The sequence below is a fragment of the Phycicoccus duodecadis genome (assembly GCF_002846495.1).
In the GTDB taxonomy this organism is placed as follows: domain Bacteria; phylum Actinomycetota; class Actinomycetes; order Actinomycetales; family Dermatophilaceae; genus Phycicoccus; species Phycicoccus duodecadis.
Genome location: NZ_PJNE01000001.1, coordinates 2,652,026 through 2,674,102 on the forward strand (window position 1 = coordinate 2,652,026; position 22,077 = coordinate 2,674,102).

A 22,077-nucleotide genomic window follows, 5' to 3' on the forward strand; every position below is an offset into this window, starting at 1 on the left:
GAGGGGATCGGGCGGGAAGGGCACGCGCTAAGTTTCACCCATGCGCGTGATCAACCCGGACCACCGGCTCATCGCCCACAAGCTGACCTACCTCCGGGACGAGCGGACCGACTCCCCCACCTTCCGGCGCCTGGCCGAGGAGCTCATGACGCTCCTGGCGTACGAGGCGACCCGCGAGGTGCGCGTCGAGCCCTTCGAGATCCGCACCCCCGTGGCCCCCACCACGGGCATCAAGCTCTCCAACCCCAAGCCGCTGATCGTCCCCATCCTGCGGGCCGGCCTCGGGATGCTCGAGGGGATGGTGCGCCTGCTGCCCAGCGCCGAGGTCGGCTTCCTCGGGATGCAGCGCAACGAGGAGACCCTCGAGGCCATCACCTACGCCAACCGGCTCCCCGACGACCTCACCGGCCGCCAGGTCTACGTGCTCGACCCGATGCTGGCCACCGGCGGCTCGATGGCCGACGCGATCCACTACCTGGCCGAGCGCGGCGCCGACGACATCACGGCGGTCTGCCTGCTGGCGGCGCCCGAGGGCGTCGCGCACCTCGGCGAGTCCGTCGACCCGCTGTCGGCCACGGTCACCCTCGTCACCGGCGCCATCGACGAGAGGCTCAACGAGCTCGGCTACATCGTGCCGGGGCTCGGCGACGCCGGCGACCGTCTCTACGGCCTCGCCGAGTAGGCCGCCGGGGCGGACCGCGACACGCCACGCCGCACCGCCTCATCCGTCACATCCGTCACCTCTGGGACGATCATGAGTCGAGGCGTGCATCGGGTGCGCCGCGTTGCAGGAGGACGTGAGCCATGCCGCCGATCAAGAAGATCGTCCTGTGGCTCCTCGTCATCTTCCTGCTCTACGCGATCCTGACCTCCCCCACCGAGGCGGCCAACATCTTCGGCGCGGCCTGGAACGTCATCACGAACGGCGTCTCCAACATCGGGAAGTTCTTCGACAGCCTCCTGAAGGGCTGACCCCGTGGGGCGGCAGGGCGCCGTCGTCCACGACGGGACCCCCGACACGGTCGAGGCAGACCTGTCGGTGATGCCGCGCCGGGTGCGCACCAGCCTGCTGCGTCAGCTCGCCGAAGGGGAGCGGATCGTCATCCGCACCCGCCAGCACCCGATGGTCCTGTGGCGCCAGACGGTCTGGCCGCTGGTGGCCGCGTGGGTGTGGTGGTGGCTGGTCTTCCGGGTGCAGGCCACGCCGCGTTTCATCGACGTCGCCACCGTGGTGCTGCTGGTGGGGCTGGCCCGGCTCGGCTGGATGGAGCTCGAGCGTCGCTACCGCTGGTTCGTGGCCACCAACAAGCGCATCCTCAAGCACGAGGGGTTCCTCGACCTCAGCGTGCCGATGATGCGGCTGACCAAGGTCACCGACATGACCTACCGCCGCAGCCTGGCGGGCGAGCTGCTGGGCTTCGGCACCATCATCATCGAGAGCGCCGGGCAGCAGCAGGCGATCCGCGACCTCACCTACGTCCCCGAGCCCGACCAGGTGAGCGCGGCGCTCAACTCCGAGATCTTCGGCGAGAAGCCCCGGCGACGTGACGAGCACGGCGGGCGCGGCTGGCCCCGCATCTCCCCCCGGCGGCGGCGCCGCGACGAGGACGACGACGGCTGGGACGACGGCGGCCCGGGTGACGACCTCGGCCCGCCCCCGTCCGACCCCGGCAGCGGTGGCGTCGACGTGTCGCCGGCCGGGCACCCGCCGACGGTGCGCCCCGAGACCTGGTATCGCAGCTCGAACCTCGGCGCGCCGCGCCGGCTGGGCGACACCGGCGAGATACCCGTCGTGCGGGCCGGCGACGAGGACCCGGGCCGCGACGACGAGGGCGGGCCGGACGGCGGCGGCCGGGTGCGCGAGATCCCGCTGTACCCGCCGCGCGACTGGGTCGACCGGCGCTGACCGCCGGGCCGCGACGGAGGGGGTCCGTCAGGGGCGGAGCACGGCGTCGTCGGCGCCCCCGGCCGACGCCGTGGGTACACCGTCGACGTCCAGGACGCCGGCCACGGCCACCTGCCGCGAGGGGTGCCGCTGGCCCACCGCGCGACCCTCGGGGCCGCCCTCGAGGGGCAGCTCGAGCTCGAGCACGCCCTTGCCGAGCCGGCCGTCGTCGGGCAGCGCCACCGGGTAGGTGCCGCTGAAGCACGCCGTGCACAGCCGCTCCTTGGGCTGCTCGGTGGCGGCGACCATCCCCTCCTCGGAGATGTACCCGAGGCTGTCGGCGCCGATGGAGTTGCAGACCTCCTCGACCCCGAGGCCGGTGGCGATGAGCTCCGCGCGGGTGGGGAAGTCGATACCGAAGAAGCACGGCCACTGCACCGGGGGGGCCGAGATGCGCACGTGCACCTCGGCGGCGCCGGCCTCGCGCAGCATCCGCACCAGCGCCCGTTGGGTGTTGCCGCGCACGATGGTGTCGTCGACCACCACGAGCCGCTTGCCCTTGATGACGTCGCGCAGCGGGTTCAGCTTGAGCCGGATACCGAGCTGGCGGATGGTCTGCGACGGGGCGATGAAGGTGCGCCCGACGTAGGAGTTCTTGACCAGGCCCTGGCCGTACGGGATGCCCGACTCCTGCGCGTAGCCGATGGCGGCCGGGGTGCCCGACTCGGGCGTCGGCATCACCATGTCGGCCTCGACCGGGTGCTCGCGGGCCAGCCGGCGGCCCATCTCGACCCGCGCCTCGTGCACGCCGCGCCCGGCGATGGTGGTGTCGGGCCGCGCCAGGTAGACGTACTCGAAGACGCAGCCGTGGGGGACGGCGGCGGCGAAGCGCTGCGAGCGCAGCCCGTCCTCGTCGATGGCGATCATCTCGCCGGGCTCGACCTCGCGGACGAACGAGGCACCGACGATGTCGAGAGCCGCGGTCTCGGACGCCACGACCCAGCCGCGCTCGAGCCGCCCGATCACCAGCGGCCGGAAGCCCTGCGGGTCGCGCGCGGCGTAGAGGGTGTGCTCGTCCATGAACACGAAGCAGAAGGCGCCACGCAGCAGCGGCAGCACCTCGAGCGCGGCCGCCTCGACGGTGCGGTCGGGGTCCTCGGCCAGCATGGCGGTGACGATGGCGGTGTCGGTGGTGTTGCCGCGCGCGAGCTCGCCGCGCTGGCCCTCGACCCGCCGCCCCGCCAGCCGGTCGCGCAGCTCGGCGGTATTGATGAGGTTGCCGTTGTGCGCCAGCGCCACGGTGCTGCCGGCGTGTCCGTCGAGCGTGGGCTGGGCGTTCTCCCAGGTCGAGCCGCCGGTGGTCGAGTAGCGACAGTGCCCCACCGCGAGGTGCCCGCGCAGGGAGGCCAGCGAGCGCTCGTCGAAGACCTGCGAGACCAGGCCCATGTCCTTGTAGACCAGGAGGCGCTGGCCGTCGGAGGTCGCGATGCCGGCCGACTCCTGGCCGCGGTGCTGCAGCGCGTAGAGGCCGTAGTAGGTGAGCTTGGCGACGTCCTCACCGGGGGCCCAGACCCCGAAGACCCCGCAGGCGTCCTGGGGACCCTTCTCACCGGGAAGCAGGTCGTGGCTGAGGCGTCCGTCTCCGCGTGGCACGTGCGCCAGTCTCCCACAGCGGGCGGGTCAGCCCCGGCGGGACCACCAGTCGACCGCCAGCGCCACCAGGGCCGCGGCGAGGCCGAAGAGGGCGGCCGCGAGCAGGCCGAGGTAGCCGATGGCGGCGGTGGGCGTGTAGGACCCCTGCTGGGCCAGGACCGAGCCGGTGTCCTCGAACCGGCCGGTGGTCGCGACGAAGGCGCCGACGAGGAAGCCGAGCACCGCTCCCGTGAGGATGAAGGGGAGGAAGCGGGGGCCGCGCGCCGTAGTCACACGACTACGGTAGGCCACGCCGCCCCCTGGGCCCAGCCCGATACCCCTCCCCCGCGCGACCACCCAGGTCGGCGGGCGGACCGCCCCATCCGGGAAGGGGTTTCGCTCCGAACACTCGACATGACCACCACACCGCAGACCTCTGTCGGGCATCGACCGGGCCGCGCCTGGTACGCCGCCGGCACGCTCCTGGCCACCGCCGCCGGCGCCGGCGTGGGGCACCTCGTAGCGGGCCTGGTCTCCCCCGAGTCCTCCCCCGTCCTCGCGGTCGGCTCGACGGTCATCGACGCCACCCCCACCCCGGTCAAGGAGTGGGCGGTCGCCAACTTCGGCACCAACGACAAGGCCATCCTCATCGGGTCGGTCGCGATCGTCACCCTCCTGGCCGCCGCGCTCATCGGCGTCCTCGCGCGTACCCGGCGCAGCCTCGGGCTCGTCCTGATCGGCGTCCTGGCCCTGCTGGCCATGGCCGCTGCGGCCTTCCGGCCCACCAGCCAGCCCGTCGACATCATCCCGGGCCTCTTCACCGCCGCCGTGGGAGTCCTCGGCACGCAGTTCCTCCTCGGCCGCCTCGACCGGGTGGGTGCCCCCGCGACCGCCACCGGGGCCGACGCCGCCCGCACGGCCGCCGCCGACGGCACCAGCGCCCGCCGCACCGTCATCGTGGCGGCCGCCGGCCTCGGTGCCGTGGCCGCCGCCGGTGGCGGTGTGGGTCAGGCCCTCGCCGGCCGGGGCAGCTCGGCCGACGTCGTGCTGCCCACCCCCGCGACCACCCTCGAGCCGCTCCCCCAGGGGTTGGAGGAGATGGTGCGTGGTGTGAGCTCCTTTCGGACGCCCAACGCCGAGTTCTACCGGATCGACACCGCCCTCGTCGTCCCCCGGGTCAGCACGGCCGGGTGGCAGCTGACCATCGACGGGCAGGTCGACAAGCCCTTCACGCTCACCTACGAGGAGCTGCTCAAGCTCCCGATGATCGAGAAGGACATCACCCTCACCTGCGTCTCGAACGAGGTCGGCGGCTCCTACGTCGGCGGCGCCCGCTGGCTCGGCGTCCCGGTGCGCACCCTGCTCGAGCGGGCCGGCGTGCAGAGCGGCGTCGACCAGATCTTCAGCACCTCCACCGACGGGATGACCATCTCCACGCCGCTGCAGGCCATGACGGACGACCGGGACGCCCTCGTGGCCGTCGGGATGAACGGCAAGCCGCTCCCCGTCGAGCACGGGTTCCCCGTGCGCCTCGTCACCCCCGGTCTCTACGGGTTCGTCGGGTCCACGAAGTGGCTCACCCGCCTCACCGCCACGACCTACGCCCAGGACGTCGCGTACTGGACCGAGCGCAAGTGGGCGACCGACGCGCCGATCTACACCGAGTCGCGCATCGACACCCCGCGCCCGCTGAGCACCATCAAGAGCGGGCGGACCATGATCGGCGGCGTCGCCTGGGCCCAGCAGCGCGGCATCGGCAGGATCGAGGTCCAGATCGACGGCGGCGCGTGGACGGAGGCCGAGCTCGGCCCGGACGCCGGTATCGACTACTGGCGCCAGTGGTACCTCCCCTGGGACGCCCGGCCGGGGCGCCACACCCTCGTGGTGCGTGCGACGGACGAGACCGGGGCCGTGCAGACCGAACGGCGGCAGACCCCGTTCCCGAAGGGCGCCACGGGCTGGCACACCGTCATCATGACGGTCGAGTGAGCACGGGCCCCTGCTCGACGGCGACGGCCGGCACCCCCGCGGTGCCGGTCGTCGCCGTCGTTCCGGCGCGCCCCGCCCCGACCGTCACCACCGCGTCCGAGCTGCGCCACCACCCCGTGACCAACCGTGACCTGGGCCACGAAAAAAGTTCCGGTCCACCCAATCCGGCCTCCTCGGGGTTCCGAACTACTCCCGTACGAAGCAAGAAACCCGATCCGCAAGGAGCACCTCCGATGCGTACCACCCGAATCACGGTCGCCGCCCTGGCGCTCGCCCTCCCCCTGACCCTCGCTGCGTGCGGTTCGGACACGGGCAGCACCGGCACCGGCTCGTCCGCCGCCACCTCCAGCTCGGCCGCCGCCACCCCGTCGGAGACCATGAGCTCCGCCAGCACCGACATGCCCTTCGGCGCTGCCTGCTCCGCGGTCCCCGCCGACGGCGCCGGCTCGTTCGACGGCATGGCGAAGGACCCGGTGGCGACCGCCGCCAGCAACAACCCGGTCCTGTCCACCCTGGTCAGCGCGGTCACCGCGGCCGGCCTGGGCGACACGCTGAACTCGGCCAAGGACATCACCGTCTTCGCGCCGACCAACGACGCCTTCGCGGCGCTCCCGAAGGCCACGCTCGACGCGGCCATGAAGGACCCGAAGGGCCTGCTCACCACCGTCCTGACGAACCACGTGGTCGAGGGTCGCCTCAGCCCGGACCAGCTCGCCGGTGAGCACAAGACCCTCTCGGGCAAGACCATCACCGTCAGCGGCTCCGGTGAGGACTTCACCGTCACCCCCGGTGACGCCAAGGTCGTCTGCGGCAACGTGCAGACCGCGAACGCCACGGTCTACATCATCGACAAGGTTCTCGTCCCCGCGAGCTGACCTTCAGCGATGATGTATCTCATGACAGCCGCCTCCCCGGTACCGACCACCTCGGACTCCGGGGGGGCGGCTGCCTCCTCACCGGACCTGGCGGAGCTCCTCCGCCGGTCGGCGAGGGGCGACGAGGAGTCGTTCGCCCGCCTGTACGACGCGACCTCGCGCCGCGTCTTCGGGCTGGTGCTGAGGATCGTGCGCGACCACGCCATGTCGGAAGAGGTCACCCAAGAGGTGTACCTCGACGTGTGGCGGACCAGCGCCCGGTTCGACGCCCAGAAGGGCAGCGCCCTCTCGTGGCTGATGACGATCGCCCACCGGGCGGCCGTCGACCGGGTCAGGTCGAGCGAGTCCTCGCGTCGTCGGGACGACGCCCACGCCAGCGCGGCGCAGGCGGTCGCCTTCGACGAGACCGCGGAGGCCGCAGAGGCCTCCCTCGAGGCGCAACGGGTCCGCAAGGCCCTGAGCACCCTCACCGAGGCGCAGCGGAGCGCCGTCGAGCTCGCCTACCTGGGTGGCTACACGCACACCGAGGTCGCCAAGCTCCTCGGTCTGCCCCTCGGAACAGCGAAAACCAGAATCCGGGACGGACTCATCCGTCTCCGGGACACGTTGGGAGTACCGGCATGAGCCCCGATCTGCACCATCTCAGCGGTGCGTACGCGGTCGACGCCCTCGACCGCGACGAGCGTTCGGCGTTCGAGTCGCACCTCGCCCAGTGCGACGCCTGCCGGTCCGAGGTCGCCGAGCTGTCGGTGGCGGCGCACGCGATGGCCGTCCTCACCGAGGCCGGCCCCCCCGCCTCCCTCCGCAGCGTGGTCCTCTCGGGCATCGCCCAGGTCCGGCCGCTGCCCCCGCTCGTGGTCGACGCGGCAGAGGAGGTCGTCCACGACCAGCCCGCGCTCGTCGACGCCACCACCCCGATGGGCGGCGAGGCCGGGGTCGCCCGGGCCGGCGCCACCGTCATCCCCCTCTTCCGCCGCACCACCACCTGGATCGCCGCCGCGGCCGCCGCCGCCGTCCTCGCCGTGGGCGGGGTGGCGGCGTGGAGCCCCTGGTCGTCGGACCAGACCACGCTCTCGGCGCTCCAGCAGGTCACCCAGGCCTCCGACGCCGCCACCGTCACCAGCCACAAGGGAGCCGTCACCGCCACCCTGGCCTACAGCCGCGAGCTGAACCGCTCGGCCCTCACCGTCACCGGGATGCCCCCGGCGCCCGACGGCCGCACCTACCAGCTCTGGTACGTCGGCTCCAACGAGGTCGCGCGCTCGGCCGGGTTCATCACCCCGGGCGGCGACGGTCGCGCCGAGGCGGTCCTCGCGGGCAGTCTCACCGGCGCCACGGCGGTCGGCGTCACCGTCGAGCCGACCGGCGGGTCGCCCGCACCGACCAGTGACCCGATCATGGTGATGGCCGTCGCCTGACCGGCACGCCCCGCGCGGCTCAGCGCCCGAGCGACCCCGCCACCTCCTCGAGGACGGCGGGGTCGCCCGCGTACGGGCCCTCGGCGCGCGGCCAGTGGCAGACGACGTCGGTGAAGCCGAGCGCGGCCGCCCGCCCCGCCATCTCGGCGTAGAGGCCGGCCGACTCGAGCGAGAACCGGGGCGAGGAGTCGAGCGACAGGTAGCGGCCCAGCCCGGTGCGGCCCTGCTCGGCCAGGGCCTCGTCGAAGCGCTCGACCAGCCCGGCCACGTGGTCGAACCACGCGTCGAGGGTCTCGCCCCGACCGCCGTAGGTGACCCAGCCGTCACCGAGAGCGGCGGCCAGCGCCAGCGACCGCGGCCCGTTGGCGGCGACCAGCAGCGGGACGCGGTGACGCACCGGGCCGGGCAGCGTGCGGGCGTCGTCGGTGCGGTACCACTCGCCCTCGTGCGAGACGTGGTCCTCGCGCAGCAGGCGGTCGAGCAGCGGGACGAACTCGTGGAAGCGGTCCACGCGCCGGCGCAGCGTGAGGTCCTGACCGAGCAGCCGTGCGTCGAGGTCGCCGCCGGTCCCGACGCCGCAGAGGAACCGGCCGCCGGTGAGGTCGTCGAGGGTGATGACGTCGCGCGCGTAGGTGTAGGGGTGGTTCTGGTTGGGCGAGGACACGAAGGTGCCGAGCCCGATGCGCTGGGTCACCCCCGCCGCGGCTGCCAGCGTGGGCACCGCGCTCAGCCACGGGCTGTCGGGCAGGCCTCCCCACACCAGATGGTCGTAGGTCCAGGCGTGGTCGAAGCCGAGCTCCTCGACGGCCTTCCAGCGCGGCGCGGTCTCGCGCCAGGGCTCGTCGGTGAGCAGGACGACGCCGTGCCGCAGGGCCGCGCTCACGCGGTGCCCCCGGTGAGGGGCAGCAGCGCCGAGAGGTCGGCCCGGGTGCCGCTGACCCGCAGCACGCCGTCGCCGAGCGCCTGGGCCCAGACGAGGTCGCCGGTGGCCAGACGCAGCCAGGTCTCGCCGTCGGTCTCGACGACGTTGGGCGGGGTGCCGCGGGTGTGCCGCGGGCCCTCGACGCACTGGACGACCCCGAAGGGCGGGACCCGTACCTCGACGCTGTTGCCGGGCGCGCGGGCCGCGAGCTCCTCGAGGGTGTGCCGCACGGCCGCGGCCCGGGTGGCCCGGTCGGTGCCCTCGGGGTCGGCGTGCCAGCTCAGGAGGGCGGCGCGGCCGGCGCCGGGGTCGGTACGGCGGCGGGGAGGCATGGCGCCCACGCTACCGGCGGGCGCGGACGGCCGGGCGGTGCCGCCGTAGGCTGCCGAGCGTGCAGGAACCCCGGTTCGAGCGCGAGGGCCGCCTGGTCACCGCCATCCTCGACGAGCTGCCGCAGTCGGCCGTCGACCCCGACGACCCCACCGTGCTGGCGTTCGAGTACGTGCAGCACCTGGCCCTGGCGGTCGACGCGCTGGCCCCCGCGGGCCGGCTGCGTACCACCCATGTGGGCGGGGGCGCCCTGACCCTGGCGCGCTGGCTGGAGCACACCCGGCCGGGGTCGCCGCAGATCGTCCTCGAGCCGGCCGCGGCGATGACCGAGGCCGTGCGCCGAGAGCTGCCGCTGCCGCGGGGGCACCGCATCCGGGTGCGGCCGGTCACCGGCGAGGAGGGCCTCGGGGCCCTGGCCGACGCCAGCGCCGACGTGGTCGTCCTCGACGCCTTCGACGACGGGCGGGTGCCGGCCGGGCTCACGCACCGCGGCTGGCTGGGCGAGGTGGCGCGGGTGCTGGTGCCCGGCGGCCTGTTCCTGGCCAACGTCCCCGACGAGCCGGGGCTGCGCTACGCGGCCCGGGTGGCCGCCGGGGCGGTCGAGGCCGTGGGTCCGGCGGCCTTCGTGGGCCTCCACGAGGTGCTCAAGGGGCGCCGGTTCGGCAACCTGGTGCTGGTCGCGACCCGTGGCCCCCTCGACCTGTTCACGCTGCGCCGGGCCACGGCCTCCGCGGCCCTGCCGACCGGCGTGCTGCCGTGGGCCGACGTCGCCCGCAAGGTGCCCGGGGCGCGGCCCTTCGGGGACGACGACGCGCAGCGGTCGCCCGAGCCGCCCTCGCGCGGGGGCTGGCGCCGCCGCTGAGGCGGGAGCCGTCGCCACGCCGGGCGGACGGCCGTCACTCGGCCCGCACCACGTCGACGGAGATCTCGACCGCGGGGACCGAGCCCCGGTTCTCGAGCCAGTGCCGGGTGTCGCGGTCCTCGGGCCAGCCCGGGCCGGGGCCGTAGTCGGTGCTCACGCCGTCGCGGTGGTCGGTGACGACCCCCTGGAGGACGACGACCGTGCCGGGCCGGCCGACGTGGTCGTGCTCGGGCCCGAAGACGCCCCCGGGGGCGATGGTGACCCGCCGCATCCGCAGGACGTAGCCGGCCAGTCCCTCGATCTCGCGCCCGAGGTCGACCGTGGCCAGCAGCTCGACGGTGACCCCGCGGGGCTGCCGGTCGTCATCGCTCACCACGCCAGGGTCCCACCGGGCGGCCTGCGACACCAGGGCCCGAGCGCGGTCAACCGCGGGGCTCACCCCGCAGCACCCGCAGCAGGCGCCGGCCGAGGGGCTCGGTGGCCCCGGGTACCGCGGGGACGGCCCGCCCGGAGCCGGTCCCCACGGTCGGGGTGGCGCCGCGTCCGCTCTCGAGGGCGTCCAGGGCGGCGGCCACGCGGTCCATCAGCGCGTCGACGTCGGACATCTCGTACCCCCGGCGGAGGCGGGTGGTGGTGAACCGGGCCGCACGCACGTCGGCGGCCGTGACCAGGCGCTGCTTGCGCCCGGCCGGGATGCCGTCGTGGTGGCGCATGCTCGCGACGACCGCGTCGAGGAAGTCGTCGACCTCGCGCTCGTCGTACCCCTCGCGCAGCTGGGTCGTCGTGAAGTGGCTGTTCAGCACGTCCTCCGGCGTCAGCACCGGCCCACCCCTCTCGTCAGCCCACGAAGACGCGGGCGTTGCGGAACATCCTCAGCCACGGGCTCTCGTCGTCGACGGGGCCCGAGGTCCACGACAGCTGGACGTTACGGGAGACCCGCTCGGGGTGGGGCATCATCGCCGTGAACCGGCCGTCGGTGGTGGTGACGGCGGTGAGGCCGCCGGGCGACCCGTTCGGGTTGTACGGATGCGTCGTGGCCGGCTCGCCGTGGTGGTCGACGAAGCGGGCCACCCGCTGCACGGCGGCGGCGTCGCCCCGGGCCGAGAAGTTCGCGAAGCCCTCGCCGTGCGCCACCGCGATCGGGATGCGGCTCCCGGCCATCCCGGCGGTCAGGACCGACGGGGAGTCGAGGACCTCGACCAGGGTGAGGCGCGCCTCGTACTGCTCGGACCGGTTCCGGGTGAAGCGCGGCCACGCCTCGGCGCCCGGGACGAGGTCGGCCAGCGCGGCGAACATCTGGCACCCGTTGCAGATCCCGAGCCCGAAGGTGTCGTCGCGGTGGAAGAAGCCGCGGAAGGCCTCGGTGAGGCGGGGGTTGAACAGCACCGACCGGGCCCAGCCCTCGCCGGCACCGAGGGTGTCGCCGTACGAGAAGCCGCCGGCGGCGACCAGACCCTGCACGTCGGCGAGATCGAAGCGCCCCGCCTGGAGGTCGGTCATGTGCACGTCGTAGGCGTCGAAGCCCGCGCGGTCGAGCATGAACGCGGTCTCGACGTGGCTGTTGACGCCCTGCTCGCGCAGCACCGCGACCTTGGGCCGCACCCCGGTCGCGAGGTACGGCAGGGCCACGTCGTCGGTGGGGTCGAAGCTGGGCGCGACCACCAGGCCCGGGTCGTCGTCGGCGCCGACGGCCGCGTGCTCCTCGTCGGCCGAGCCGGGGTTGTCGCGCAGCACCGAGATGCGCCACGACACCTCGTCCCACGCCTGCGCCAGGTCGCGCACGGTCTCGTCGAGGACGCGCTCGCCGCCGACCCGCACCCGGACCCGCCGGTCGGCGTTCGGGGCACCGACCGGGCGCGCCAGCGACGCCAGGCCGTGGTCGGCCAGGACCTCCTGCGCCTCGGAGTACCCGTCGGCCGGGATCTCGAGGACGGCGCCGAGCTCCTCGGAGAACAGGGCCTCGACCGAGCGGACGTCGACGTCGACCCCCATCCCGCCGGCGAAGGCCATCTCGCACACCGCCGCCCAGAGCCCGCCGTCGGAGCGGTCGTGGTAGGCGGTCACGAGGTCGCGCGCCCGCAGGTCGGCGAGGGCGGCGGCCAGGGCCGTCACGCGCGCCGGGTCGTCGAGGTCGGGCACGTCGCGGCCGAAGGCGCCCGACGCCTGGGCCAGGATCGAGCCGCCGAGCCGGTCACGCCCGGCGCCGAGGTCGAGCAGCAGCAGCACCGAGTCGCCACGCAGCTGGGGGGTCCAGGTGCCGCGCACGTCGGGCAGGGCGGCGAAGGCGGTGACGACGAGCGACACCGGCGAGGTGACCTGCTTCGCGTCGCCCGTCACCGGGTCGGCCCAGCGGGTGCGCATCGAGAGGGAGTCCTTGCCCACGGGCACCGAGATGCCCAGGGCCGGGCACAGCTCCATCCCCACGGCGTGCACGGTGTCGTAGAGCGCGGCGTCCTCGCCGTCCTCGCCGCACGCGGCCATCCAGTTGCAGGAGAGCTTGACCCCCGAGAGCGCGGCGACGGGCGCGGCCAGCAGGTTGGTGAGCGCCTCGCCCACCGCCATCCGGCCGGAGGCCGGGGCGTCGAGGGCGGCCAGCGGCATCCGCTCGCCGCTGGCCATGGCCTCGCCGGCGAAACCCACGTGGTCGGCCAGGGTGACGGCGACGTCGGCCACCGGCACCTGCCACGGCCCGACCATCTGGTCGCGGTGGGTCAGGCCGCCGACGGTGCGGTCGGCGATGGTGACCAGGAAGCGCTTCGAGGCCACGGTGGGATGCCGCAGCACGGCGAAGGCGGCCGCGCGCAGGTCGAGCCCGTCGACGTCGAGGTCGTCGCCGCGCCGCTCGACCCGGGCGACGTCGCGGGTCATCCGCGGCGGCTTGCCGAGCAGCGTCTCCATCGGCATGTCGATCGGGCGGTCCTCGCCCTCGCGGTCGTCGAGGCCGTCGGCCAGGACGAGCTGCCCGTCCCCGCGGGCCACCCCCACCACGGCGTGCGGGCAGCGCTCGCGCTCGCACAGCGCGGCGAAGAACGGGAGGGACTCAGGGGCGATGGCGACGACGTACCGCTCCTGGGACTCGTTGCACCACACCTCCTTCGGGGCCAAGCCGCTCTCCTCGAGCGGGACCGCACCGAGGTCGAAGCGGGCGCCGAGACCGGCGCCGTCGACGAGCTCGGGGAAGGCGTTCGAGAGCCCACCGGCCCCCACGTCGTGGATGGCGAGGATGGGGTTGCCGTCGGCGCCGAGGCTCCAGCAGTGGTTGACGACCTCCTGGGCGCGGCGCTCGATCTCGGGGTTGCCGCGCTGCACGGAGTCGAAGTCGAGCTCGGCCGCGTTGGCCCCGGCCGCCATCGAGGACGCCGCCCCGCCGCCCATCCCGATGCGCATCCCCGGACCGCCGATCTGGACCAGCAGCGTGCCCGCCGGGAAGAGCACCTTCTCGGTGAGGTCGGCGCTGATGGTGCCGAGGCCGCCGGCGCTCATGATCGGCTTGTGGAAGCCGCGGCGGACGCCGTCGACGGTCTGCTCGTAGACGCGGAAGAAGCCCCCCAGCCCCGGCCGCCCGAACTCGTTGTTGAAGGCCGCGGCGCCGATGGGGCCCTCGACCATGATGTCGAGCGGGCTGGCGATGTGCGCCGGCGCGCCGTACTCCTCACTCTCCCACGGCTCGTCGGTGCCGGGCAGGTGCAGGTTCGAGACCGCGAAGCCGGTGAGCCCCGCCTTGGGCTGGCTCCCGCGGCCGGTGGCGCCCTCGTCGCGGATCTCCCCGCCGGCGCCGGTGGCCGCCCCCGGGAAGGGGCTGATGGCCGTGGGGTGGTTGTGGGTCTCGACCTTCATGAGGACGTGCACGTCGTCCTCGCGGCCGCGGTAGGGGCTGGGCCCGTCGGGGCGCTCGGGCAGCCAGCGCACCCGGCGGCTGCCCTCCATCACCGAGGCGTTGTCCTTGTACGCCACGACGGTGCCGGCGCCCGCGACCTCCTCGGTGTGCCGGATCATCCCGAACAGCGAGCGCGGCTGGGGCTCGCCGTCGACGACGAAGTCGGCGTTGAAGATCTTGTGGCGGCAGTGCTCGGAGTTGGCCTGCGCGAACATCATCAGCTCGACGTCGGTGGGGTTGCGGCGCAGCCCGGTGAACGCCTCGACCAGGTAGTCGACCTCGTCCTCCGAGAGCGCCAGGCCGAAGGTGCGGTCGGCCTCCGCCAGCGCCTCGCGCCCGCCCCCCAGGACGTCGACGTGCGCCATCGGCTCGGCCTCGCGCTCGTCGAAGAGCGCGGCCGCGGCCTCGCGGCTGGGCAGCGCCGACTCGGTCATCCGGTCGTGCAGGACGTCGGCGCAGGCCGCCCACTGCCGCTCGCTGAGCGGCGTGGCCGACGCGATGCGGTACTCGGTGACCCGCTCGACCCGGCGCACGTCGACCCCGCAGCTGTGCGCGATGTCGGTGGCCTTGCTCGCCCACGGCGAGAGCGTGCCGAGGCGCGGGGCGACGACGACCAGGGCCTCGTGCTCCCCCACCGGCGGGTCCGCCCACGGGTCGCCGTAGGCCAGGAGCCGGGTGACGGTGGCCGCGGTGTCGTCGTCGAGCGCGGCGTCGCTGACGACCCAGTGCACGTGGCGCGCACCGACCCCGGTGACCTGGTCGGCCACCGTGCGCAGGCGGGCCAGCAGGCCCGCGGCGCGGAAGCTCGAGAGGGCGGCGCCCCCGGGGACGGTGGTCAGCACGGGGACGTGCGACGAGGCCATGGCGGGGGTTTCTCCCGAGGGTGCGGCGGCGTGGCGGGGTGCCGGTCTCAGGCTACCGGCCCGGCGGCGAAGGGCCGGCCGGTGAGCCGCTCGTAGGCCTCGACGTACTTGGCCCGGGTGCGCTCGAGGACGTCGTCGGGCAGGGGCGGGGGCGCCTCGCCGGACGCCTTGTCCCAGCCGCTGGCCGGCGACAGGAGCCACTCGCGGACGAACTCCTTGTCGAAGCTGGGCTGGGGGTGGCCGGGCTCCCACTGGTCGGCGGGCCAGAACCGCGAGGAGTCGGGCGTCAGGACCTCGTCGGCCAGCACGAGCTCGCCGCCCTCGAGCCCGAACTCGACCTTGGTGTCGGCGATGAGGATGCCGCGCTCGGCCGCGAGCTCGTTGCCACGGGTCAGGATGCGGGTCGTGAGGTCGCGGACGCGGGCGGCCAGTGCCGGGCCGAGGGTGGCCTCGACGTCGGCGTACGACATCGGCTCGTCGTGCTCGCCCTGCGGTGCCTTGGTCGACGGGGTGAACAGCGGTTCGGGCAGGCGCGAGCCGTCGGTGAGCCCCGGGGGCAGCCGCAGGCCGCTGACGTGCCCGTCGGCGCGGTACTCGCGCAGCCCGCCGCCGGTCAGGTAGGCCCGGGCGACGCACTCGACCGGCAGCATCTCGAGGCGGCGCACCAGGACGGCCCGCCCGGCCACGGCGTCGGGGACGTCGGTCGAGACCACGTGGTTGGGCACCAGGTCGGCCAGCTGCTCGAACCACCACAGCGACATCCGGGTGAGGACCTCGCCCTTGTCGGGCACCGGCCGGTCGAGGACGAAGTCGAAGGCCGAGATGCGGTCGGAGGCCACCAGCAGCAGGAGGTCGTCGCGGGGGGCGCCGGTCGCGGGGTGGAGCGGGGCGTAGAGGTCGCGCACCTTGCCCGAGTACACGGGCACGTACCCGGGGAGCTCGAGCGGGGCGGGGGCAGCGGGCACGGGGGCGTCGGCCATGCGGGCCATCCTTCCAGCCCCGGGCGGCGCCGTCGCGCCGCGTCCACTTGAGATAGATAGGCTATCTATCTATAGTGGCGCGGTGACCACGGACGACCTCGCCGACGACCTGCTCCGCTCGGCCGCGCGCATCTCGCGCTGGGCCAGCCGGCACGCCGGGCTCGAGCTGCCCTGGGCCCAGACCCGGGTGCTCTCGCTCGTCGAGGAGCTCGGCCCGGCCCGGGTCACCGCCCTGGCCGCCGCCGACGACACCAGCCAGCCGACCATGACGACCCAGGTGCAGCGGCTCGAGGCCGAGGGCTACGTGAGCCGCGTCCCCGACCCCGACGACGGGCGGGCCGGCCTGGTGTCGCTCACCGCGGCCGGCGCCCGCGCGCTGGGCGAGGCCCGCCGTGCCCGCGCCCGGGCGCTCGAGCCGGTGATGGCCGGCCTCGGCGCCGACCCCGCCCGCCTGCGCGACGCCGTCGCCCTGCTGGCCGAGCTGGTCGAGGCCACCCGCGCCACCTCCCCCGCCCTGACCGGCACCCCCTGACCACCCCCACCGAGAGGGACCCCGAGCCCATGTGGCGTCAACCCAAGACCGTCTGGAGCGTCGCGTTCGCCTGCGTCGTCGCCTTCATGGGGATCGGCCTCGTCGACCCCATCCTCAAGCCCATCGCCGACGAGCTCGGCGCCTCGCCGTCGCAGGTCTCGCTGCTGTTCACCAGCTACATGGCCGTCATGGGCGTGGCGATGCTCATCACCGGCTGGGTGTCGAGCCGCATCGGGGCCAAGCGGACCCTGCTCATCGGGCTGGCGATCATCATCGTCGGCGCCGGGCTGGCCGGGACGCAGGACACCGTGGGCGGCATCGTCGGGTTCCGCGCCGTGTGGGGCCTGGGCAACGCACTCTTCATCGCCACCGCCCTCGCGACCATCGTCAGCGCCTCGCGCGGCTCGGTGGCGCAGGCGATCATCCTCTACGAGGCCGCCCTCGGCCTCGGCATCGCGGCCGGCCCCCTCGTCGCCGGGGCCCTCGGCGGGATGTCGTGGCGCTACCCGTTCTTCGGGGTCAGCGCCCTGATGTTCGTGGCGCTGCTCGCCACGTGGATCACCCTCCCGGCCTCTGCCGAGCGGCCCCAGCCGACACCGCTCAGCGCGCCCCTGAAGGCCCTGCGCCACCGCGGGCTGCTGACCGTCGGCGTCACCGCGCTGCTGTACAACTTCGGCTTCTTCACCCTGCTGGCCTTCACCCCGTTCCCGCTCGACCTGTCGGCGCACGGCACGGGCCTGGTGTTCTTCGGCTGGGGACTGTTCCTCGCCGTCTCCTCGGTCCTCATCGCCCCCTGGGTGCAGCGCCACGTCGGGACCTATGTCGGGATGGTGGGCGCACTGCTGGGCTTCGCGGCCGTGCTGGCCGTCATGGCGATCTGGACCGACGACAAGCGGGTCCTCGTGGTCGGCGTGGTCGTGGCGGGCGGCCTCCTCGGCATCAACAACACCCTCATCACCGAGACCGTCATGAAGGTCGCGCCGGTCGAGCGCAGCGTGGCGTCGTCGGCGTACAGCTTCGTGCGGTTCAGCGGCGGGGCCGTGGCGCCCTGGCTCGCCGGGCGGCTCGGCGAGCAGTCGGTGCACATCCCGTTCTGGGTGGGCGCCGGGGCCGTCGTGCTGGCGGTCGCGGTACTGAGCACGGGCCACTCGCTGGTGCGGGCGATCGACGCCCAGCCCGAACACGGCGCCGAGCGCATCGACTCCGAGATCGAGGCCGAGGCCGTCACCGTCGGCACCGCCTGAGGTATCACCGTCCCGCGTCGCCCCCTCCTCTCCCCAGGACGCACGACCGACGTGCGCCACATCTCGCACAGGGAGAAGCACCATGGCCACAGGAGGAGATGCCGCGATCGGGTTCGCGTCGCGGCTCGACGAGATCAACTTCCCGGAGTTCACCTGCAAGCTCGTCAGCGACGTCTTCGACGCGCTGGTGGCGTCCAACATCCGCCAGCAGCAGGCGCAGATCGAGCTGCTCAAGGAGACCGCGAAGACGCTGACGACCTACATCAACGACACCAAGGACGACATCGGCCCCGAGGAGATCATGCAGCTCCTCTCGGCCGCGGCGCCGCCGGCCGACGCCACCGCGACCTCCGAACCCTCGAAGGTCGCGGTCGACCAGACCCTGACCGCCGCCGACGCCACCGCCGTCAACAAGGCCCTCGAGGTCACCGGGGGCGGGGTGGCCGACGACAACAAGGTCGCCACGGCCAAGAAGCTCACGCAGCCCGACGTCGACAAGATCAAGGAGGCCGCCGCCATCCGGATCGCGGCGAACAAGTACACGCTCCTGGTCGAGATGGTGAAGCTCGGGATGCTGCGCCTCGTCGTCGACAACGGCTCGATCGAGACCGGGCTGAACTTCCGGGCCTACGGCTCCGACTACTTCAGCACCCACAGCACCGACTACTCGCGCAGTGCCTTCGACTTCCGGGCCAGCGCCAAGTCCGGCGGCCTGGTGTCGCTCTGGGTGAAGGCCTCGGCCTCGACCGCCTTCAGCACGGTGCGGGTCAGCACCACCGACACGGTCTCGGGCAACAGCTCGGGGGTCGACGTGCAGATCACCGGTGGCGTGAAGATCAACTTCCACACCGACTACCTGCCGCTCAACCAGGCCTGAGCGGGTCCGCGGCCATGCCCGACACCCCAGCGGTCGCGGACGTCGGTTTCGCCGACTTCGTCGCGGTCCTCCTGGTGGAGACGCTCGACTCGATCGTCGCGGCGCACTCCAGCCAGGAGGACCGCCGGCGGGCGGTCGAGGAGTCCGCCGCGATGACGCCGGAGGAGTTCGCGGCCACGGCGGTGCCCGACGACGTCGTGGCCGCCGCCCTCAGCCGCACCTTCCCCGGCGCGGACGGCGGCACCGCTCTGGTGGTCGGGGGTGCCGCGCCGCGCAAGGACGTGCTGGCCGACCTCGGGGTGGTCCTGGCCGACGGTGACGTCGAGGGGCGGCGGCTGACCGCGGCCGGGGTCGCCCGGGTGACCGAGGCGGTGCGGCTCGCCATCGCGCGGGACCAGCTCGAGAGCATCCGCGAGATCGCCCGGCGCGGGATGCCCAAGGTCGTCGTCGACGGCGGGACGCTGCGCTCGAAGCTGACCTTCTCGACGGTACGCACCGCGGTGACCCCGGCGGCGGCCCCGGCGGTGGCCCGGCCGCCGACACCGGCGGTGACGCCGTCCGTGCGCGTCGGTGCCCTGGACCGGCTCGTGACGATGCGCCCGGTGCTGAGCGCCGGCGTGCTCGACTCCATCCGCGACCTGCGGCTCACCGTCCGACCCCCGGCGGCCGACGACCCCGCCACGCCCGGGACGACCCGGGCCGACGTGTACGGCGAGGTCGAGATCCGCTTCCACACGGAGGTCTGAGGATGGAGCCCGCCGAGCTGGCCGGCCTGCTGGCCCGTGAGGCCGACGCGGGGGTCGCGGGCGCGATGGCGGCCGTCGAGGCGGCGCGCGTCATCACCCTCGACCACGTCGTGGCGCGGGTGGGGGCGGTGCCCGGCGGCGGGGAGCCGGCCTGGGACGAGGTCGCCTGGCAGGCCGAGCTGCACTTCCGGGCGGGCGGGGAGCAGGGGCCCCCGTCCGCCGGGACGTCGGAGGAGGTCCTCGCGCGGGTGCCGGCGGTGGTCGCGGCGCTGCCGGTGCGGGCGGTCGCGGGGGTGGGGGCCGGATGGGCCGAGCGGTTCGCCGGGCTGGGGGTGCGGACCGTCGGCGAGCTGGCGGCGGCGCCGCCCGGCGTCGCGGCGGCGTGGGCGGACGGGCTCGGGGTCGAGGTGCTGCGGCTGGTGGCGCGGGCCCGGGCCTGCGCGGTGGCGCTGCCCCCGCCGGAGGCCGCCGACCGGGGGCGCCGGGTGGTCGACGTGGCCCGCGCGGCCCCCGACGGCATCCGGGAGGCGGCGCTCTGGGCGGTGTGCGTGACGCTGCTCGGGTCGCTCGACGAGGGGGCCCTGGCCGGGATGAGCGTGGCCGACCTGCGGCGCTGAGCCGACGGCCCGCGGCATCCCGGCCCCGACACACGAGCTCCTGCACGAGACCCCGCCTCGCAACCCTTGTCCGGTGCGCTTTTCGGGGTGACCCCGAAAAGCTGACGTCAGCGCGGGGGCGGGCGCGGGGCCACGCGGGGGCCACCGTTCCGTAGGTTGGGGGCATGGACCTCCGGATCTTCACCGAGCCCCAGCAGGGCGCCACCTACGACGACCTCCTGGCGGTGGCCCGGGCGGCCGAGGACCTCGGCTTCGACGCCTTCTTCCGGTCCGACCACTACCTGCACATGGGCGACGGCGACGGCCTCCCCGGGCCCACCGACGCCTGGACCACGCTGGCCGGCCTCGCCCGCGACACCTCCCGCATCCGGCTCGGCACCCTGGTCAGCTCGGCCACCTTCCGGCTGCCCGGGCCGCTGGCCGTGGCGGTGGCCGGGGTCGACCAGATGAGCGGCGGCCGGGTCGAGCTGGGCCTCGGCGCCGGCTGGTTCGAGGCCGAGCACGCGGCCTACGGCATCCCCTTCCCGCCGCTGCGCGAGCGCTTCGACCGGCTCGAGGAGCAGCTGGCCGTCATCACCGGCCTCTGGTCGGCCCCGGCCGGGCGGCCCTACGAGCACGACGGCTCGCACTACCCGGTGAGCGGCAGCCCGGCCCTGGCCAGGCCCGTCCAGGAGGGCGGCGTGCCGATCATCGTCGGGGGCGGCGGCAGGCGGCGCACCCCGTCGCTGGCGGCCCGCTACGCCGCCGAGTTCAACGCCCCCTTCTCGTCGGCCGACGACACCGCCCGGCTGTTCGCGCGGGTCGACGAGGTGTGCGAGGAGCACGGCCGCGACCCGCTCTCGATGGTGCACTCGGCCGCCCAGGTCGTGTGCATCGGCAAGGACGACGCCGCGGTCACCCGCCGGGCCGAGGCCATCGGCCGCGACGCCGCCGAGCTGCGTGCGAACGGCATCGCCGGCACCCCCGAGGAGGCCCGCGAGACCCTGGGCCTGCTGGCCGAGGCCGGCGCGGCCCGCATCTACCTCCAGGTGCTCGACCTGGCGGACCTCGACCACCTGGCCGACATCCACGCCGCCCTGGCCTGACGGTCGCCGCGCGGCCCGCGGTCAGCCCGCGACGGGGACCGCGACCTCGCCGCGCTCGGCCTTCTGGGCGATGTCGCGCCGGTGGTGCGAGCCGTCGAGCCCGATGCCGTCGACCGCCGCGTAGGCCCGCTCGCGCGCCTGCGCCAGCGTGGCTCCGCGCCCGACCACCGACAGCACCCGGCCACCCGCGCTGACCAGGGCGCCGTCGGCACCGCGCGCGGTCCCGGCGTGCAGCACGTACGCGTCGGCATCCGCCGCCTCCGCCCCGTCGGCGCCGGTCACGACGTCGCCGCTGCGCGGGCCCGCCGGGTACCCGGCCGCCGCCACGACCACCGTGACCGCGTGCTCGTCGGCCCAGCGCAGCGGCTCGAGCTCGTCGAGCCGCCCGGTGGCCGCCGCCAGCAGCAGCCGGCCCAGGGGCGTGCGCAGCCGGTCGAGGACGACCTGGGTCTCGGGGTCGCCGAAGCGGACGTTGAACTCGATGACCCGCGGCCCCCGCACCGTCAGGGCCAGCCCCACGTAGAGGACGCCCACGAAGGGCGTGCCCCGCCGGCGCATCTCGTCGACCACCGGCCGGGCGATCCGCGCCACGACGTCGTCGACCAGGCCGGCCGGCGCCCAGTCGAGGGGGCTGTAGGCGCCCATCCCGCCGGTGTTCGGGCCGGTGTCGCCCTCCCCCACCCGCTTGAAGTCCTGGGCGGGCGCGAGCGGCACGACGTGCTGACCGTCGCAGATGCAGAAGAGCGAGACCTCGGGGCCGTCGAGGTACTCCTCGACCACCACCCGCCCGCCGGGCTTGTCGAGGCACGCGCGGCCGTGGGCCAGCGCCTCGTCGCGGTCGTCGGTCACCACGACGCCCTTCCCGGCCGCCAGCCCGTCGTCCTTGACCACGTGCGGCGCCCCGAGCGCCCCCAGGGCGTCGTCCACCTCGTCGACGGTGGTGCACACCAGCGCCCGGCCGGTCGGGACGTCGGCCGACGACATGACCTCCTTGGCGAAGGCCTTGCTGCCCTCGAGCACCGCGGCCGCCGCCGACGGCCCGAAGCAGGCGATGCCCGCCGCTCGCACGGCGTCGGCGAGGCCGGCCACCAACGGCGCCTCCGGCCCGACCACCACGAGGTCGACCCCGTGCCGCCGCGCCACCTCGAGCACCGCGTCGCCGTCGGCCATCCCGCCCGCCAGGGCCTCGCACGGCACGAGCGCGGCGATACCGGGGTTGCCCGGAGCGGCGACCACGGCATCGACCGTGGGGTCGAGCGTGAGCGCGCGGACGATGGCGTGCTCGCGAGCACCGGACCCGATGACGAGGACCTTCACGGAGCCCAGCCTAGGGCGCCCCGCAC

Annotated in this window: 23 protein-coding genes; 14 read left to right on the forward strand and 9 right to left on the reverse strand. The window is 74.5% G+C overall.

Features of this window, described 5'->3' with window-relative positions; translation table 11 throughout:
* The first annotated feature begins 40 nt into the window (after window positions 1-40).
* The 3 genes from upp to ATL31_RS12390 all read left to right on the forward strand — a co-directional run bounded on the left by upp (window position 41) and on the right by ATL31_RS12390 (window position 1,906).
* Entirely contained in the window at window positions 41-682 is a 642-nt protein-coding gene (upp, locus tag ATL31_RS12385; protein ID WP_101396036.1) for a uracil phosphoribosyltransferase, read from the forward strand.
* A gap of 122 nt (window positions 683-804) precedes the next feature.
* Window positions 805-972, forward strand: a complete 168-nt coding sequence (locus ATL31_RS16545) for a hypothetical protein (protein WP_170062505.1) — start codon at window positions 805-807, stop codon at window positions 970-972.
* Between the two features lie 4 nt (window positions 973-976).
* On the forward strand, window positions 977-1,906 hold the full coding sequence (locus ATL31_RS12390; RefSeq protein ID WP_101396037.1) for a PH domain-containing protein: 930 nt from the start codon (window positions 977-979) through the stop codon (window positions 1,904-1,906).
* A 27-nt stretch (window positions 1,907-1,933) separates the two neighbouring features.
* On the opposite strand, the gene purF is transcribed toward ATL31_RS12390, so the two are convergent.
* Together purF and ATL31_RS12400 are read right to left on the reverse strand one after the other, a co-directional pair.
* Window positions 1,934-3,538 carry an amidophosphoribosyltransferase gene (gene purF / locus ATL31_RS12395; protein WP_101396038.1) on the reverse strand — a complete coding sequence of 535 codons (1,605 nt, stop codon included), beginning with the start codon at window positions 3,536-3,538 and terminating at the stop codon, window positions 1,934-1,936.
* Window positions 3,539-3,565: 27 nt separating this feature from the next.
* Window positions 3,566-3,811 carry a hypothetical protein gene (locus ATL31_RS12400; protein ID WP_101396039.1) on the reverse strand — a complete coding sequence of 82 codons (246 nt, stop codon included), beginning with the start codon at window positions 3,809-3,811 and terminating at the stop codon, window positions 3,566-3,568.
* 120 nt (window positions 3,812-3,931) lie between these two features.
* Between ATL31_RS12400 and ATL31_RS12405 the strand changes: the two genes are divergently transcribed.
* The 4 genes from ATL31_RS12405 to ATL31_RS12420 all read left to right on the forward strand — a co-directional run bounded on the left by ATL31_RS12405 (window position 3,932) and on the right by ATL31_RS12420 (window position 7,799).
* A complete protein-coding gene (locus ATL31_RS12405) occupies window positions 3,932-5,506 on the forward strand; it encodes a molybdopterin-dependent oxidoreductase (RefSeq protein ID WP_101396040.1) in 1,575 nt (524 codons plus the stop codon).
* 233 nt (window positions 5,507-5,739) lie between these two features.
* Complete coding sequence (locus tag ATL31_RS12410) at window positions 5,740-6,381, forward strand: fasciclin domain-containing protein (RefSeq protein ID WP_101396041.1); 642 nt, start codon at window positions 5,740-5,742, stop codon at window positions 6,379-6,381.
* A gap of 21 nt (window positions 6,382-6,402) precedes the next feature.
* Window positions 6,403-7,005: an ECF RNA polymerase sigma factor SigK gene (gene sigK / locus ATL31_RS12415; RefSeq protein WP_101397597.1), complete on the forward strand. Its 603-nt coding sequence runs from the start codon at window positions 6,403-6,405 to the stop codon at window positions 7,003-7,005.
* Window positions 7,002-7,799, forward strand: a complete 798-nt coding sequence (locus ATL31_RS12420; RefSeq protein ID WP_101396042.1) for an anti-sigma factor — start codon at window positions 7,002-7,004, stop codon at window positions 7,797-7,799. Before sigK ends, ATL31_RS12420 begins: the two co-directional genes overlap by 4 nt.
* A 19-nt stretch (window positions 7,800-7,818) precedes the next feature.
* Here ATL31_RS12420 and ATL31_RS12425 read toward each other — a convergent pair whose 3' ends face one another.
* Both ATL31_RS12425 and ATL31_RS12430 read right to left on the reverse strand, forming a co-directional pair.
* Window positions 7,819-8,682: an LLM class flavin-dependent oxidoreductase gene (locus tag ATL31_RS12425; RefSeq protein ID WP_342749474.1), complete on the reverse strand. Its 864-nt coding sequence runs from the start codon at window positions 8,680-8,682 to the stop codon at window positions 7,819-7,821.
* Window positions 8,679-9,053, reverse strand: a complete 375-nt coding sequence (locus ATL31_RS12430) for a sterol carrier family protein (RefSeq protein WP_101396043.1) — start codon at window positions 9,051-9,053, stop codon at window positions 8,679-8,681. Before ATL31_RS12430 ends, ATL31_RS12425 begins: the two co-directional genes overlap by 4 nt.
* 59 nt (window positions 9,054-9,112) lie before the next feature.
* Between ATL31_RS12430 and ATL31_RS12435 the strand changes: the two genes are divergently transcribed.
* The gene (locus tag ATL31_RS12435; RefSeq protein WP_101396044.1) at window positions 9,113-9,913 is read left to right on the forward strand and encodes a spermidine synthase; all 801 of its coding nucleotides are present in this window, start codon (window positions 9,113-9,115) and stop codon (window positions 9,911-9,913) included.
* A 34-nt stretch (window positions 9,914-9,947) separates the two neighbouring features.
* Here ATL31_RS12435 and ATL31_RS12440 read toward each other — a convergent pair whose 3' ends face one another.
* From ATL31_RS12440 to ATL31_RS12455, 4 genes are read right to left on the reverse strand one after another with little or no spacing between them, the layout of a single operon-like run.
* A complete protein-coding gene (locus ATL31_RS12440) occupies window positions 9,948-10,286 on the reverse strand; it encodes a cupin domain-containing protein (protein ID WP_101396045.1) in 339 nt (112 codons plus the stop codon).
* Window positions 10,287-10,335: 49 nt separating this feature from the next.
* Entirely contained in the window at window positions 10,336-10,734 is a 399-nt protein-coding gene (locus tag ATL31_RS12445) for a DivIVA domain-containing protein (RefSeq protein ID WP_101396046.1), read from the reverse strand.
* 16 nt (window positions 10,735-10,750) lie between these two features.
* Entirely contained in the window at window positions 10,751-14,653 is a 3,903-nt protein-coding gene (purL, locus tag ATL31_RS12450) for a phosphoribosylformylglycinamidine synthase (protein ID WP_101396047.1), read from the reverse strand.
* A 47-nt stretch (window positions 14,654-14,700) separates the two neighbouring features.
* On the reverse strand, window positions 14,701-15,633 hold the full coding sequence (locus tag ATL31_RS12455) for a phosphoribosylaminoimidazolesuccinocarboxamide synthase (protein ID WP_101396048.1): 933 nt from the start codon (window positions 15,631-15,633) through the stop codon (window positions 14,701-14,703).
* 82 nt (window positions 15,634-15,715) lie between these two features.
* Between ATL31_RS12455 and ATL31_RS12460 the strand changes: the two genes are divergently transcribed.
* From ATL31_RS12460 to ATL31_RS12485, 6 genes are all read left to right on the forward strand, one after another.
* Window positions 15,716-16,165 (forward strand): MarR family winged helix-turn-helix transcriptional regulator, encoded by a 450-nt coding sequence (locus ATL31_RS12460; RefSeq protein ID WP_245862392.1) that lies wholly within the window; start codon window positions 15,716-15,718, stop codon window positions 16,163-16,165.
* Between the two features lie 29 nt (window positions 16,166-16,194).
* Entirely contained in the window at window positions 16,195-17,409 is a 1,215-nt protein-coding gene (locus ATL31_RS12465) for an MFS transporter (RefSeq protein WP_101396050.1), read from the forward strand.
* Window positions 17,410-17,491: 82 nt separating this feature from the next.
* The gene (locus ATL31_RS16665; protein WP_101396051.1) at window positions 17,492-18,286 is read left to right on the forward strand and encodes a hypothetical protein; all 795 of its coding nucleotides are present in this window, start codon (window positions 17,492-17,494) and stop codon (window positions 18,284-18,286) included.
* Window positions 18,287-18,300: 14 nt separating this feature from the next.
* Window positions 18,301-19,032 (forward strand): hypothetical protein, encoded by a 732-nt coding sequence (locus ATL31_RS12475; RefSeq protein ID WP_101396052.1) that lies wholly within the window; start codon window positions 18,301-18,303, stop codon window positions 19,030-19,032.
* A gap of 2 nt (window positions 19,033-19,034) precedes the next feature.
* A complete protein-coding gene (locus ATL31_RS12480) occupies window positions 19,035-19,649 on the forward strand; it encodes a hypothetical protein (RefSeq protein ID WP_101396053.1) in 615 nt (204 codons plus the stop codon).
* A 164-nt stretch (window positions 19,650-19,813) separates the two neighbouring features.
* Complete coding sequence (locus tag ATL31_RS12485) at window positions 19,814-20,734, forward strand: LLM class F420-dependent oxidoreductase (RefSeq protein WP_101396054.1); 921 nt, start codon at window positions 19,814-19,816, stop codon at window positions 20,732-20,734.
* A 21-nt stretch (window positions 20,735-20,755) separates the two neighbouring features.
* Here the strand turns inward: ATL31_RS12485 and purD are convergent, their stop codons facing one another.
* The gene (purD, locus tag ATL31_RS12490) at window positions 20,756-22,051 is read right to left on the reverse strand and encodes a phosphoribosylamine--glycine ligase (RefSeq protein ID WP_101396055.1); all 1,296 of its coding nucleotides are present in this window, start codon (window positions 22,049-22,051) and stop codon (window positions 20,756-20,758) included.
* Window positions 22,052-22,077 lie beyond the last annotated feature (26 nt).

Bases quoted from the DNA above. Each gene is read 5' to 3' on its own strand.
- ATL31_RS12410 (WP_101396041.1), top strand. From the start codon at position 5,740: ATGCGTACCACCCGAATCACGGTCGCCGCCCTGGCGCTCGCCCTCCCC.
- purL (WP_101396047.1), bottom strand. From the start codon at position 14,653: ATGGCCTCGTCGCACGTCCCCGTGCTGACCACCGTCCCCGGGGGCGCC.
- ATL31_RS12430 (WP_101396043.1), bottom strand. From the start codon at position 9,053: ATGCCTCCCCGCCGCCGTACCGACCCCGGCGCCGGCCGCGCCGCCCTC.
- ATL31_RS12455 (WP_101396048.1), bottom strand. From the start codon at position 15,633: ATGGCCGACGCCCCCGTGCCCGCTGCCCCCGCCCCGCTCGAGCTCCCC.
- sigK (WP_101397597.1), top strand. From the start codon at position 6,403: ATGACAGCCGCCTCCCCGGTACCGACCACCTCGGACTCCGGGGGGGCG.
- ATL31_RS12405 (WP_101396040.1), top strand. From the start codon at position 3,932: ATGACCACCACACCGCAGACCTCTGTCGGGCATCGACCGGGCCGCGCC.
- ATL31_RS16665 (WP_101396051.1), top strand. From the start codon at position 17,492: ATGGCCACAGGAGGAGATGCCGCGATCGGGTTCGCGTCGCGGCTCGAC.
- ATL31_RS16545 (WP_170062505.1), top strand. From the start codon at position 805: ATGCCGCCGATCAAGAAGATCGTCCTGTGGCTCCTCGTCATCTTCCTG.
- ATL31_RS12420 (WP_101396042.1), top strand. From the start codon at position 7,002: ATGAGCCCCGATCTGCACCATCTCAGCGGTGCGTACGCGGTCGACGCC.
- ATL31_RS12485 (WP_101396054.1), top strand. From the start codon at position 19,814: ATGGACCTCCGGATCTTCACCGAGCCCCAGCAGGGCGCCACCTACGAC.
- ATL31_RS12465 (WP_101396050.1), top strand. From the start codon at position 16,195: ATGTGGCGTCAACCCAAGACCGTCTGGAGCGTCGCGTTCGCCTGCGTC.
- upp (WP_101396036.1), top strand. From the start codon at position 41: ATGCGCGTGATCAACCCGGACCACCGGCTCATCGCCCACAAGCTGACC.
- ATL31_RS12475 (WP_101396052.1), top strand. From the start codon at position 18,301: ATGCCCGACACCCCAGCGGTCGCGGACGTCGGTTTCGCCGACTTCGTC.
- ATL31_RS12480 (WP_101396053.1), top strand. From the start codon at position 19,035: ATGGAGCCCGCCGAGCTGGCCGGCCTGCTGGCCCGTGAGGCCGACGCG.